Source organism: Brevibacterium sp. CBA3109 (assembly GCF_040256645.1).
In the GTDB taxonomy this organism is placed as follows: Bacteria; Actinomycetota; Actinomycetes; order Actinomycetales; family Brevibacteriaceae; genus Brevibacterium; species Brevibacterium koreense.
Genome location: NZ_CP158281.1, coordinates 461,820 through 475,422, shown reverse-complemented (window position 1 = coordinate 475,422; position 13,603 = coordinate 461,820). Strand labels below are relative to the sequence as shown.

General features: G+C 62.6%; 13 protein-coding genes. 4 read left to right on the top strand and 9 right to left on the bottom strand.

The annotated features are described in order from the left end of the window. The first annotated feature begins 139 nt into the window (after nt 1-139). Together AAFP32_RS02160 and AAFP32_RS02155 are read left to right on the top strand one after the other, a co-directional pair. Entirely contained in the window at nt 140-643 is a 504-nt protein-coding gene (locus AAFP32_RS02160) for a MarR family transcriptional regulator (protein WP_350270438.1), read from the top strand. Between the two features lie 65 nt (nt 644-708). Then, nucleotides 709-1,131: an organic hydroperoxide resistance protein gene (locus AAFP32_RS02155; RefSeq protein WP_350270437.1), complete on the top strand. Its 423-nt coding sequence runs from the start codon at nt 709-711 to the stop codon at nt 1,129-1,131. A gap of 146 nt (nt 1,132-1,277) precedes the next feature. Here the strand turns inward: AAFP32_RS02155 and AAFP32_RS02150 are convergent, their stop codons facing one another. The 8 genes from AAFP32_RS02150 to AAFP32_RS02110 form a co-directional block, all read right to left on the bottom strand. After that, nucleotides 1,278-2,492: an NADP-dependent malic enzyme gene (locus tag AAFP32_RS02150; RefSeq protein WP_350270436.1), complete on the bottom strand. Its 1,215-nt coding sequence runs from the start codon at nt 2,490-2,492 to the stop codon at nt 1,278-1,280. A gap of 400 nt (nt 2,493-2,892) precedes the next feature. Beyond that, entirely contained in the window at nt 2,893-3,984 is a 1,092-nt protein-coding gene (locus tag AAFP32_RS02145; protein WP_350270435.1) for an AI-2E family transporter, read from the bottom strand. A gap of 119 nt (nt 3,985-4,103) precedes the next feature. Next, complete coding sequence (locus tag AAFP32_RS02140) at nt 4,104-4,568, bottom strand: SRPBCC family protein (RefSeq protein ID WP_350270434.1); 465 nt, start codon at nt 4,566-4,568, stop codon at nt 4,104-4,106. A 110-nt stretch (nt 4,569-4,678) separates the two neighbouring features. Further along, the gene (locus tag AAFP32_RS02135) at nt 4,679-5,131 is read right to left on the bottom strand and encodes a hypothetical protein (protein ID WP_350270433.1); all 453 of its coding nucleotides are present in this window, start codon (nt 5,129-5,131) and stop codon (nt 4,679-4,681) included. 939 nt (nt 5,132-6,070) lie between these two features. Further along, nucleotides 6,071-6,598, bottom strand: coding sequence for a DNA starvation/stationary phase protection protein (locus AAFP32_RS02125; protein WP_350270432.1), 528 nt, complete (start codon nt 6,596-6,598; stop codon nt 6,071-6,073). Between the two features lie 104 nt (nt 6,599-6,702). After that, the gene (locus AAFP32_RS02120) at nt 6,703-7,812 is read right to left on the bottom strand and encodes an FUSC family protein (RefSeq protein ID WP_350270431.1); all 1,110 of its coding nucleotides are present in this window, start codon (nt 7,810-7,812) and stop codon (nt 6,703-6,705) included. 212 nt (nt 7,813-8,024) lie between these two features. After that, nucleotides 8,025-8,462 (bottom strand): universal stress protein, encoded by a 438-nt coding sequence (locus tag AAFP32_RS02115; RefSeq protein WP_350270430.1) that lies wholly within the window; start codon nt 8,460-8,462, stop codon nt 8,025-8,027. Nucleotides 8,463-8,475: 13 nt separating this feature from the next. Then, a complete protein-coding gene (locus tag AAFP32_RS02110; protein WP_350270429.1) occupies nt 8,476-9,519 on the bottom strand; it encodes a YeiH family protein in 1,044 nt (347 codons plus the stop codon). Nucleotides 9,520-9,589: 70 nt separating this feature from the next. On the opposite strand from AAFP32_RS02110, the gene AAFP32_RS02105 reads away from it, so the two are divergent. Then, on the top strand, nt 9,590-10,480 hold the full coding sequence (locus tag AAFP32_RS02105; RefSeq protein ID WP_350270428.1) for a LysR family transcriptional regulator: 891 nt from the start codon (nt 9,590-9,592) through the stop codon (nt 10,478-10,480). Nucleotides 10,481-10,500: 20 nt separating this feature from the next. Here the strand turns inward: AAFP32_RS02105 and AAFP32_RS02100 are convergent, their stop codons facing one another. After that, a complete protein-coding gene (locus AAFP32_RS02100; RefSeq protein ID WP_350270427.1) occupies nt 10,501-11,973 on the bottom strand; it encodes an MFS transporter in 1,473 nt (490 codons plus the stop codon). Between the two features lie 265 nt (nt 11,974-12,238). Here AAFP32_RS02100 and AAFP32_RS02095 point away from each other — a divergent pair, with 265 nt between their 5' ends. Further along, complete coding sequence (locus AAFP32_RS02095; protein WP_350270426.1) at nt 12,239-13,552, top strand: MFS transporter; 1,314 nt, start codon at nt 12,239-12,241, stop codon at nt 13,550-13,552. Nucleotides 13,553-13,603: the final 51 nt, after the last annotated feature.

Genomic DNA, 13,603 nt, shown 5'->3' with positions numbered 1-13,603 from the left:
CATCCCTGCCGAATCTGGAGAGCCGTTCACTGTCGACCGGCCGGCCGACTCATGCCGTAGCGACGAAGGCACGTGAGCTCAGCAGGCAGACTCACCGTAATTAGTTGTGCACAATTCAATTGTGTGCAATCATTTAGCTATGAACACGCTCGCACTCGACAAGCAGCTCTGCTTCGTCCTCTATTCGGCTTCGCGGGCCATGACCGCGACCTACCGTGAGCTCCTCGCAGAACTCGGCATCACCTACCCGCAGTATCTGGTGATGCTGGTGCTGTGGGAGGAGGACGCCGCGACGGATATGACCGAGCCCCTCAGCCACGGACCGGCAGATTCCGTGGCAGACGGCATCACGGTCAAGGCACTCGGAGAGCGCCTGCAGCTGGACTCCGGAACACTGTCGCCACTGCTGTCTCGACTCGAGAATCACGGCTATGTCACGCGGCATCGCTCGAGCGAGGACTCCCGCAGCGTGTTCGTCCGCCTCACCCCCGAAGGTGCGGCGAGTCAGGCACTCGCTGAATGTGTGCCACGAGAAGTGGTCGGGCGCACGAAAATCGACCCCGACGAATTGGAGAAGATGCTCGACTCCCTGCAGCTACTCACCCTCAATCTGCGGGCAGAGGCTGTCGCAGACCGCGACTGATCCGCCTCCGCCCCTCAGACACCATCGACCCACCACGGAATACACGACCAATGGAAGGAACCACAATGAAGGCTCTCTACACAGCAGAAGCACTTGCCACCGGAGAAGGACGTGATGGTCGCAGCCGCACCAGCGACGGAAAAGTCGACCTCGGCCTCTCCACACCCACAGAGATGGGCGGATCCGGCGAAGGCACGAATCCGGAACAGCTCTTCGCCGTCGGCTATGCCGCGTGCTTCCACTCGGCGCTGCGGCTCGTGGCCGGCCAGTCCAAGGCGAACGTCGACGATTCCTCCGTCGGAGCACAGGTGAGCATCGGCAAGAACGACGCGGGCGGCTTCCAGCTCGCCGTGACACTCGAGGTCACGCTCCCCCACCTCGATTCGGCCGAAGCCCAGGTGCTTGCAGACAAGGCCCACGAGGTCTGCCCGTATTCCAATGCCACCCGGGGCAACATCGAGGTGACCGTCACCGTCAGCGACGACTGACTCCAGATCGTTGGCGCCCCTCCTGAGGAGGGCGACCCGCCCACGGGTTCGGGGACCGGATGCATGATCGCATCCGGTCCCCGAACTGTTGTTCCAAACCTCACCAGGAGGGGGTCGAACAGGCGCCAGGCAAGCTCTTGGCCTGCTCAGACTCGCGCCACTCCTGCGGCGTTGGCGGCCGATTCGACGGCATCTGCCACAGCTGGGGCGACCCGCTCGTCCAGTGCGCCAGGGACAACATAGTCCGGGGCCAGGTCATCGCCGACCAGATCGGCGATCGCACGAGCAGCGGCCAGCTTCATCGCATCGGTGATGTCGGTGGCACCGGCATCCAGCGCCCCGCGGAAGATGCCGGGGAACGCGAGGACGTTGTTGATCTGATTCGGGAAGTCGCTGCGCCCGGTGGCCACGACCGAGGCATACTTCGAGGCGATGTTGGGCATGATCTCCGGATCCGGATTCGACAGCGCGAAGATCACCGCGTCCTCGGCCATCTGCGGCAGGTGCGACTCATCAATGGTGCCGCCGGAGACGCCGATGAACACGTCCGCACCGTCGAGGGCGGTGTCGATCCCGCCCGAGACGCCCCGCGGATTCGTATTAGAGGCAATCCATTCTTTCGTCTCGGTGAGATCGCCGCGACTGGAATCGATGATGCCCTTGGAGTCGAGCACGGTGACATCACCGACTCCCGCATCGCCGAGGATCTTGGTCACAGCCACGCCTGCCGCGCCTGCACCGGAGAGGACCACCCGCACCGAGTCAAACGACTTGCCGACCACGCGCAGCGCATTCGTCAACGCGGCGAGCACGACGATCGCGGTTCCGTGCTGATCGTCATGCATGACGGGAATGTCGAGGGCGGCTTTGACACGCTCTTCGACTTCGAAGCAGCGCGGAGCCGAGATGTCTTCGAGGTTGACGGCGCCGAAGGAGGGGCGCAGTCGTACCAAGGTCTCGACGATCTCGTCGACATCATTTGTGTCGAGGACGATCGGGATCGCGTCGAGGCCGGAGAAGCGTTTGAACAGGGCGCACTTGCCCTCCATGACCGGCAGGGAGGCCTTCGCCCCGATGTCGCCGAGCCCTAGTACGGCGGAGCCATCGGAGACGACAGCGACGAGGCGGCCCGTCCACGTGTGGGTCCGAGCCAGCTCCGGTGTGTCCTTGATGGCGGTGCAGACCTTGGCGACACCTGGGGTGTAGGCAATCGAGAGATCGCGCTGCGTTTCCAGCGGTCGAGTGAGCTCGGCAGAGAGTTTGCCACCCTCGTGGGCGGAGAAGATCTCCTCGTCGGTGATGGCCCTCAGCCGGGTCGGTGTGGAATCGGTCGTGGTGGAAGCATCGGGCAGTGTCGTCATAATTGATCCTCGTGGTCGTGTGACGGCAGGCTTCGCGCCGAGGCCGTCATCAGTGTTCGTCAAACCGCAGTGCCGTACCACGGGGCATATCTGGCAGCGGTCGAATCGAAGAGAAGTCACCAGCAAGGATGTGGCGGTGACGTCTGCGCAGTGCGTGGATCACATCCTTTGTGAAGGACGAACCAAGGGCGCGCAGGGCAGGACCAACTCGCATAAAGGCGAGCTCTGACCTCATAGGTCACGTCGTGCAACTTCGCCAGCATAGCTCATCACCCAGGGCAGATCACCTGAAATCAACGATTTCGCCGAGGTTGCCGACCGTTCAGATGGCATGTTTTGAATACCTTTGACGACGGCCTGTGCACGAAGCCCTGCTCCTGGCGGGGGAACTCTTCTTCAATCACTCAGGGGCATCGTCATCACAATGATGAGCCCCGTCTTCGTCTCCACTCGGCATCTGAGGTGCCACGACTGCGGGGGCGTCGGTGTGATGCCGGGCAGCGCGGACCATCGCGTTCAGTGTTGCGATGACGGGCACCGCGAAGAATGCCCCGGCGATGCCGGCCATGGCTGCCCCTGCTGTCACGCCGAGGATCACCGCCAGGGGGTGGATCTTCACCCTTGAACCGGTCAGCAGCGGGTGGAGGACGTGACTTTCGATCTGCTGCACCAGGATCACGATTCCGAGCAGGATCAGAGCATGGATCCACCCGTTGAACAGCAGCGCCAGCCCGACCGCGAAGACACCGCCGATGATGGCTCCGACGAAGGGGACGAAGGCACCCAGGAACACGACGGTTGCGATGGGAACGGCCAACGGCACACCGAGGATCAGCGCGCCCACTCCGATTCCGACGGCGTCGGTGGCGGCCACGACGAGCTGGATTCTGATGAAGTTCGACAGGGTCTTCCACCCGGCTTCTCCGGCTTCTTCGATTCGCGAATGCGATTTGGCCGGCCATATGTGCACCGCCCAGGACCAGATCCCTCTGCCGTCGATCAGCGCGAACAGGGTCACGAACAAGACGATGAGGATGCCTTCAACGATATGAGCGGCGGTGGCTCCGACCTCCGCAGCTCCCGACTGCAGACCCGCCGCATGGTCTTTGAGCCATTGGCCCGAGGAAGCAATGAAGTCATTGACCTTCTGATCGGTCAATCCGAAAGGTTCGCTTGCGAGAAACTTCTGCCCAGCTTCAAGCGACACGCCCACCTGATCCTGGATTGCAGAGAGTTCGTTTTTGACCTGATAGACGATGAGGAAGATCAACCCGGCCAGGGCGCCGAGCACAATCACCCATACCGTGATCACGGCCAACCATTTCGGCCAACGATGACGCTGCAGGAACGACGACATCGGAACCAGGAGAGCCGAGAGGATCAGCCCTGCCAAGAAGGGGATGACGATCTCCGCCAGCTGGAACGCGATGAAACCCGCGACCGTGAGCCCCGCGATGATCACCAGCAGATAGCCAGTGAAGCGGGCGCCCACCTTCAGACCTTCAGGAATGGGATCATCTCTGCTTTTCGGAGATGGAACCTGCTCGCCTCCCGCCATATTTCACCCACACTCTCTCATTCGATCCCAGTGGTGCCGCAGCCGCCGACAGATCAGACCTGCGAGACTGCGGAGGCCAGTTTGCCCAACGACTCCTCGAGTGATTCCTGTTCGACCACAGGAAAGCTGATCTTCTTCAGAACGTCCTTGTCCGTGACCGAACTCCAGTCATAGGTCACCGAGACGTTCGTTGAGTCAGGTCCCTGAGGTTCGAGCTCCCAGACCCATTCCCACCCCGCAGGCTCCTGTCCACTGTCAGCGGTCTTCCAGGCCAGCAGCTTGTTCTCGTCGAAGCCGACGACGTGATTGTCCGTTCGGTAGTTGCCGCCAAGCTTGTCCCAGTACATGTTCATCGTGAAGACCTGCCCGACCGCGGTGATGCGATCTGTCTTCTCATCGGATTGCACCATGCCCGAACCATCGATCTGTGCGTGTCTCTCCGGATTGGAGAGCACATTGAAGATGGCGTCCGATGAGGCGTCGATGATCCTCGATGCTGTGATACTCGTATCCGTCATAGCTTTGACCTCTCATCGTGTGAAACTCGTCTTCTCGGTCCTGCCTCTGAGACTGTGGTCCAGGTGCGGGGCCGACTATGCAATGTGGGTTTGAAATGGCAGCGGGCCAGTCAGGTGCGGTGGTCCGAGCGATTGCCCATGATCTCGCTGCGCGGCGGCTGCCGACGCTGCTGGGAGAGTTCGCCACCTTGTCGACCGCCGTATAGTCTCCCATGGTCCGCATACTCCTCCCGGAAGAACGCCAAACGCCATTTTCCGATGGTCAGGCGTGCTCCTGTACGCAGAACCCGCCCTGCTGTCGCCTCGAACGCCGGATCCTGGGCTCCTCCGCCGATCGGTTCGCGCGGGAAGACGACATACTCGTCATCGTCATCATGTCGGATTTCTGCGTGAACCTCAGCGAGTCCGGGGAGAACCAGATCGCAGCTCGGAGCAGAGCCCAGTAGTATGACATCACTTGTGAGCTCGAAGATTCCTGACGGTGATCCGTCCCAGACATCGGCTTCACGAGTGAATATCAGCCGCGGCCGCCCTGCCCCCCGCGCGTAGTGAGTCGTCGTCACCGGCGAGTGGCTGCCGCGCCGGATCATTGGCAGCAGAGGTCTTAGCATCGGGGCGATTGGAGGAATCGGCAGTGTCGCTTTTTTGGGGCCCGAAATCCCAGAGCCCTACGAACCTCGGGAGAACCCAATCGAATATGTGACGATCCCGAGATTAGGCGCCCGATCACGCCTGCGTTCACTGCGCCGAATTCCAGGATCAGACCATCAGGTCCCACAACTTGCACACGGACACCCTCGCCGGCCAACGAATCGGCGAAGGCTGCCAGATCATGGAGGCGACTTCGGTCACCAGCCGGCAGCCGAGTGGGATCACTGATGTGGACTGTCAGTGTTGATTCTGCACCGGTGACGGTGATGTCGAATGGCAGGTCCCCTTTCTCCTCGTCGAGAGAGATGCTGAGATCCGCGTCGACGGTGATCATCGCAGCATCCTAAGAGATGTCAGATACGGAGTTGTCACTTGTCGTGACTCGAATGGTTCCGTTGATCCGCCATGTGGCCCGGGGCGCATGGGGTCCTATGTCGCGCGGAACTTCGACGACCATGTCGTCGAAGGCATAACTGACGGTGGCTTGACGACCTGTCAGGTACGATCACATTTCACGCCCGAGGTCTGACCAGTCTCCGATTGAGAGAGGGTCAGGGCCCGACACCTCGTCCGTAGGTGTTTCGCGCGGCGTATTGCTGTCCATGATGAGCTCCTTCGCTCCCAGAAAGGCTTCTGCCCCCGGTGAAGCTCAACACTAGTCCTGTGATGCGATTGCCACAGGACGACTCAACCTGACCTCAAAGGGCCGCGAAGCACGCGAGGCGGGAGTTCTCATACGTTGCCCCTATGGCCACCACGAGGGCTGAAGAGTCCAATGATGCCGGTGATGAATGAGGATCGCCGGCGACTCGCAGTGAAGACAGTCGCCGGCGAAGACTCAGCCGATGCACTCAGTTCGACGGTTGACGGGTCTCCGCGCTGAGGAACCACGCCTGCTGTTCCAACTGTCCGATGAAATCGTGGAAGATATCAGCAGTCGTCGGATCGGCTTCGTCGACCTCGTCATGGACTCCACGCATCGTGGCCACGGTCGTTTCAACGGCGCGCACTGCGAGGTCAATCGCGTCGTGGGTGTGCACCTCCCCGGCGGGGAATTCCGGCAGTGCGGTCTGTTCGGCAACGACTGCCGGGCGGCCGTCTGCTGTGGCATGGAGCGCGCGCATCCGCTCGGCGATCGTGTCGGCACCTTCACGGGCGATGCTCACCACCTCGTCGAGGTTGAGGTGCAGGTCCCGGAAGTTGGGCCCCACGACGTTCCAGTGGGCTTGTTTTCCGACGAGCTGCAGGGCGATGAAATCGACCAGCACGGTCTGGAGGTTCTTGGCCAGCGACGGTGATGCCTCAAATCCGTGCTCGGCATTCTCGGTCTTCGTGGTCTTGGTTCCTGCAGGCTGCGGGACTCCTACGGTGTCAACCATGACTGGTTCCTCCTAGAGTTTCGACGAAGGGAGCCAGCAATGACTCCCTGTTCCTTCAGCGTAACGGATGCCTCAGGACTATCAACCCCCAAAAGCACTCGCTGCTACTTCCGGCGCTCGGTCTGCCTGGCTTCTCGCGCCGAGGCGACATCATCGACGATGACGACGATGTGGCGCAGGCTGGTGATGAGTGCACCGTAGAGCGGCCAGGAGGCTTTCGGCAGCAGCTGGTCGTCGGAGAGGCCGATGGCCAGCTGCTCCAAGCGGTCGAAGACCGGTTCGACGTCCGCGTCGGGATCGGCGATGGAATGTCCGGCGTCGGCGACGATCGCCGTCCACTGCTCGCGGAAGCGGGTGTCCCATTCGCCTTCGGCGTAGGTTGCCTCGCGCAGGGTCCGCGCCAAGTTCCGCAGGTGAGAGACCCCTTCATCGACCCTTTGCAGAATGCTCTCGTAATTCTCCGCCGGTGCAGGCTTGGAGTTCGCTTCGTGTCCCCGCTGTAGAAGCCTGGCACGCGGGTTGACCCGGCGGCTCTCGCGGGCGAAGCGCACCGACTGCCATGCGGTGTTGAGCTCCTGGCTCATCGCCTCGGTCTCGCTGAACCAGTTCTCGGCCTGGTCCGTGTCCCAGGACCGGCTGAACTCGTCCGACATGTCGACGAGCACGTCGCCTATCTGGCGGTTGATGCTGTCGACATAGCGCGCAGCCTGTTGGTCGCGCACCGGGGGAACGACGATGAGGTTGACCACGAGCCCGACTGCCACGCCCAGAGCGATCTCGAGGATGCGATCGGTGAGCAGAGGCTGCTGGGAGTCAAAGCCCGCGCCGAGGACGAAGATAGCCGTCGTCGCGATGGCCACTCCCTCATCGCGGATCCACGACAGTCTGGCTCCGACCAGGCCGACGAGCAGTGCCAGGGCGAAGGTCCAGAGACTCACCCCCAGGAAGTTGCCGATGAGGAATGAGATCCCCACCCCGATCGTCGATGCCACCGTTGATTGGACCCCGCGAGACAGCGATCGGTACACAGTGGCATGGACGGTCAGCAGCGCCGTCCATGGCGCCAGGAATGCCATCTGTGAGTCCAGAACGACACCGGAGAGCCACCAGGCGAAGGTGGCCGCGAGCACGCTCTTGATGACTTGGATCAGATCGGTGATGATCTCGGGTCTGCGGAGGAAGTCCGCGATCCGGTGGGAAACGCTGTGAGTCACTGAGGTATCTCCTCTGCTGAATGGCTCGGAGCTGGCGTCTCCAGGACGCAGTCTGTCTGAGAGAAATGCCGGCTGGTCGATGACCATCGTGACACAGAAACGCCTGGCCGGCGGTATCGAGCCGAGACCGAGCGTCCAATCAGAGAGAATCTTCTGTCCGATATCGGCCGAGGGCCCCGCCACCACCGGCGGAGGTTGCTCCGCACCGAGGTTCAGAGGTCGGCGCGGACCGTCACCACCGGCACATGGGCGTGGGCGATGCACTCCAGGGACACGGACCCCAGGAGCATTGAGACGAACTCGCTGTGCCCACGAGTGCCCATCACCAGCAGTCGCGCCGAGGCTGACTCGTCGACGAGCACTTCACCGGGGCGTCCGTTGCGCACACTCGTGCGGCAGGTGACATCGGGCTGCGAACCGAGGGCGGTGAGCACCGCGGCTTCGAGCTTACCTTCGGCATCTCGTGCGAACGGCCCGTCTTCGAGGTCGAGGTCGGCCATGTAGAACTGAGGCTTCTGCCAGCACATCACTGCCACCAGGCTGCAGTCGAGATCCCCGGCCAGGTCTGCCGCGTGGCGCAGTGCCGCGATCGAAGAGGCAGAGCCGTCGACGCCGACCAGGATGGTCTGTGAGGAGTTCTTCGAGTGCATGAGTGACCTGCTTTCAGCCGGCTGGATGGACGAGCACGATGCCTGCCAGGGCGATGCCCGCGACGAGGATGGTCGACAGTGAGGCGAGGACGAAGGGACGGAGTCCGACCCGAATGAGATTGCGAATCTTGACTCCGCAACCGAGGCCGAACATCGCAGCGGCCAGCAGTGCGGTCTGGATGAAGTGTCCCGTCGACAGCACCACCTCGGGCAGATCGACACTCGAGCGTAGGATGACCAGCGCGAGGAAGGCGATGATGAACAGCGGCACGATGGGCGGACGCGCACCGGCGTTTGTCCCCTCGGACTTGGTTTTGCGCCGCTGCATGAGGCTGAGAACGGCGACGACAGGAGCGAGCATGAGGACTCGGGCGAGCTTGACGATGACGGCCACCGCAAGCGCTCCGCCGCCGATGACACCGCCGGCCGCGACGACCTGAGCGATCTCATGGATCGATCCCCCGGCCCACAGTCCGTTGAGCTCGGCGCTCAATCCGAGCGCTCCCCCGACGAGCGGAACGAGGGGGATCATCAGGGTGCCGAAGATGACGACGAGAGCGACTGCGGTCACGACATCCTCTTCATCGGAATCGGTGACGCCTTCGACACCCGCCACCGCGGCGGCACCACAGATGGAGAATCCGCAGGCGATGAGGATGGTCTGGCCCGGTCGCATCTTCAGCAGCTTGCCGAGAAGCACGGTGCCGAATATCCCGCCCGCGACGATGCAGATGATGACGATGAGCATCGGGGCCCCCAGCGACACGATGTCACCGAGGACGAGCTGGAGACCGAGGAACACGATGCCCACCCGCAGGAGCTTCTTCGAAGCGAAGGTGATGCCGGGAGAAGTGGCTTCGGGCAGTCGCACGAGGTTGGTCGTGAGGATGCCGAGGACGATCGCGACGATGAGTGGGCTGAGCCCGGTGAAGAAGTGGTTGACGCCCATCGCGATGGCGACGGCAACGAGGCAGACCCCCAAGCCCGGTGCATAGGTGCGGAGAATGTGCGGCGGCGCTGAGGTCTCTGCGCTGGGATGATCGGTGCGTGTGCTCATATCAACAGATTCTCATCTGACGCACAGTCTGAGTAGACGATGCTCGACTATGGGGGCATATGATTGACATATGCCCTTATCGTTTCCCGATCTGCCGACGCTCGAGCTCTTCGTAGCCATCGCCGAGGCGGGCAGCATCGGCAGCGGTGCCAGGCGAGTCGGTATGGCTCAGCCGAATGCCAGCAAGCTGATGCGGCAGCTCGAAGCGGCGGCGGGAACCACGCTGCTCCAGCGCGGACCTCGGGGATCACAGCTCACGGCCCGCGGTGCGACCGTCCTGACCGCGGCGCAGGCGCTGCTCACTCAGGCTCATGCCTTCGATTCGACTCTCCGGGCCGACGACGACCGCCGCGTCGAAGACATCCGAGTGGCCGCGAGCATGACCGTGGCCGAAAGCCTCCTGCCTCGCTGGATGGCGCAGTGGCGACGCGAGGTCCCCCAGGCCCGAACCACGCTCGAGGTGCTCAATTCGAGTGAAGTCATCGCGAAGATCAAACTTTCAGAGATCGACCTAGGGTTCGTCGAGACCCCCCAACTGCCGGTCGGCATCAATGCCAGCGTCGTCGCCGAGGACGAACTCGTCGTCATCGTCTCCTCTGACCACCCGTGGGCCGAGCTCAGCGGCAGACTCAGCCTCGAAGAATTGGCACGCACACCACTCATCGTGCGTGAACGCGGTTCAGGAACCCGGGAGGCTCTCGAGCAGATGCTCGTCGGCTGCGATCCCGTTCCGCCTGCCCAGGTGCTGCACAGCAACACTGCGGTGCGCACAGGCGTGGCCTCCGGAGCGGGTCCCGCGGTACTCAGTCAGCTTGCCGTGGCCAGCCAACTGGCCACAGGCGAGGTGCTGCAGGTGCCTCTCGACATCACCGTACCCCGACGCCCGCTGACCGCGGTGTGGTCCGGAGCCAGAATCCCCGTGGGAGCGCTCGCCGAGCTCGTCGAGATCGCGGCCCGGTGAGACCGCGATCGGCCGAGTCCTCAGCTTCCGGCCACGGCCGCGACCTGCCCTTCCTTTGAGCGCCCGCGAGCCAGGTCCACGATTCCGATGACACCGGCGATGACCATAGCCAGGGCGATGAAACCGAATCCGGCGACGATCGCGCCACCATACCCGGCCAAATCCTGGACGACGAAGAATACAGCCGTGACGATCGCGATGCCGATCGCTGTGCCCACACGCTGGCCCGTCTGCATGACCCCACCGGAGCTGCCCGCGTATTCGACCGGCACATCGGCCAGGGTCAGTGTCTGATTGGGGCTGATCGCCATACCCTGTCCCATCCCGGTCAGAGCAAGAGTCGCCAGCATCCACCAGATGCTGATGCCCAACCCTTCATGAGCGAGTACGAGCAGAGCTGAGCACACGACGCCGACGAGAGCGATGCCGACCCCGAGCACGACCATCTTGCGGCCGAAGGTGAGGACCACCCGGCCGGCGACTTGGGCACTCACCGCTGCGAAGAGCGCCGAGGGCAGGCCCATGAGCCCTGCCTCGAGGGCGGGGAAGCCGAGACCGTTCTGGAGGTAGAGCGCAACGATGACCCAGACGCCGGGCATACCGACGAAGTACATCGACGTCAGCGAGGCACCGTAGGCGAAGGTTCGGGTCCGGAACAGTGCCATGTCGACCATCGGCGAACCACCTCGGCGAGCGTATCGGTTCTCCCAGCGCACCCATAGCCAGATGACGATGGCGCCCAAAGGCACCAGGGCGTAGATCCAGGCACCAGCAGCGCGTTCGAGGAACGGAAGCATGACGAGCAGGGTTCCCAGCGCAAGCAGCACCAGGCCGACCGGATCGAAGTCGGCGCGACTGCCACCGGATTTTTTGTTCTCGGCGTCGCTGCCGGTCCATGCGCTCTTCGGCAGCCAGAACCACCCCAGGATGATAGCGGCCAGCGCGATGGGGACGTTGATGAGGAAGGCCGAACGCCATCCCCACTCCTGTCCGAGCACCGCGATGAGACCACCGCCGAGGACCGGCCCGATGCCGACGGAGACGCCGACGATCGTGCCGAACATGCCGAAGGCACGGCCCCGCAGTTTGCCGTGGAAGTACTGTTGCAGCATTCCCACACCCTGAGGGCTGAGGAGGCCCGAACCGATACCCATGACGATGCGTGCAATGTTGAGCACCACCGGATCGGGTGCGAACCCGGCGATGAGCGATCCCAGGGCGAAGACGCTGACACCGGTGACGAAGAGTTTGCCCCGGCCGAAGAGATCACCGGCACGACCAGCGGCGACGAGGAACACCCCGAAGGCCAGAGTGTAGCCCGACAGCACCCACTGAATCGCGGAGTTCGATGCCCCGATCGATCTCTGCATATCGGGCAGGATGACGTTGACGATGGACACGCTCAGCAACGACATGAACATCGGCACGAGCATCACTGCGAGGATGCGGCGCTGCCCCGCCGACATGGCCGTTGTCTCAGAAGTTCTCGTCATCATCTCAGTTCTACTCGGCCCAACCGATCGGCACAATCGCGTCCACGGTGCGATCATTGACACATCGCATACTGTCGCGGCGGGGGTATCGGCGAGGCCGGTGCACCATTTCGAAGCCCACAGTGCTCTGGTCACATCCGTGATGGCAGGCATGCAATGACAACCTGCCTGTCTCAGGCGCGAGCCCTGCGGTATTCGCGGATGCACATCGATCCCGTCACGTTCGCCCTGATGATCGACTCAGTGCAATGGAGGATGAGGTCGAATGACTGCAGATAGCGCCGACAACTCTCAATCGCCGTCTGTCGACACAGCCCAATTGCGCCGTGTCTCGGCGGGGTCGCTCATCGGCACCGCCATCGAGTGGTACGACTACTTCGTCTACGGTCTCATCGCGGCACTGATCTTCAACGAACTCTTCTTCCCCGCCTTCGACCCCAAGGTCGGCACCATTGTGGCGTTTCTGACGTTTGCCATCGGCTTCGTCGTACGGCCCCTGGGCTCCATCGTCTTCGGCCACCTCGGGGACAAGATCGGTCGCAGAAACACCCTCATCGCCACCGTGCTCATCATGGGCGTCAGCTCGGGCTGTATCGGCCTGCTGCCCACCTACAACACGATCGGGGTGTGGGCACCCATTCTTCTCGTCGTGCTGCGCATCATCGAGGGTCTGTCCGTGGGCGGTGAGTGGGGCGGTGCTGTGCTGATGGTCGTCGAACACGCCCCACCAGAGAAGCGCGCATTGTACGGCGCCATGCCTCAATACGGTTCCCCGATCGGCAACTTGGGATCGAGTGGAGTCGTCGCGTTGGTGACACTGCTGCCGCACGAACAGTTCGTCGCGTGGGGATGGCGAATTCCGTTCCTGATGTCATTCGTCCTCATGGGCATTGCGATCTACATTCGCCTCCGGGTCGACGAATCCCCGGAATTCAAAAAAATCGTCAAGCAAGATCGCACTGTCAAGATCCCTTTGGTTCATGTGCTTCGAACCAATTGGCGCCGCGTGCTCATCGGCGTATGTGCCAGCCTCGTCGGCAGCGCACCGTTCTATCTGCTGACGACATTCATCGTCAACTTCGGCACCGAGACGCTGCAGCTGGCAGCCGGCATCCTCCTGACAGGAACAATGCTCGGGGCGGTGCTCGAGGGCATCGCCATCTTCTTCGGAGGTCAGCTCGGCGACCGGTTCACCCCCTGGAAGGCCGTCGCCGGCACAGCCCTGATCTCCGTGGTCCTCGCCTTCCCCCTGATGGCAATGGTCGGTACGGCTTCACCACCACTGGTGATTCTCGGCATCGGCATCGGCATCGGACTTCTCGGCCTACCCTATGGTGCGCTGGGTTCCATGATGACGAACATGTTCCCCGGCAATTCTCGGTACACGGCCGTCGCCGTCTCCTACAATGTCGCCGGCGCCATCGGCGGCTTCGCCCCTTCGATTGCGTTGGCCTCGGTGGCAATATTCAGTGGGACGATCTGGGTCACCGCTGTTCTGCTGGCACTGAGCATGCTGATCACCGCTGTCGGCGGCATGCTCGCCGGCCGCGCCGCCCTCAACGACGTGTCCGGTTCCTGAACGCGTTCGCGTCCGAGAACCCGAGCGACAACGTGTTTAAGGTAGACCGAC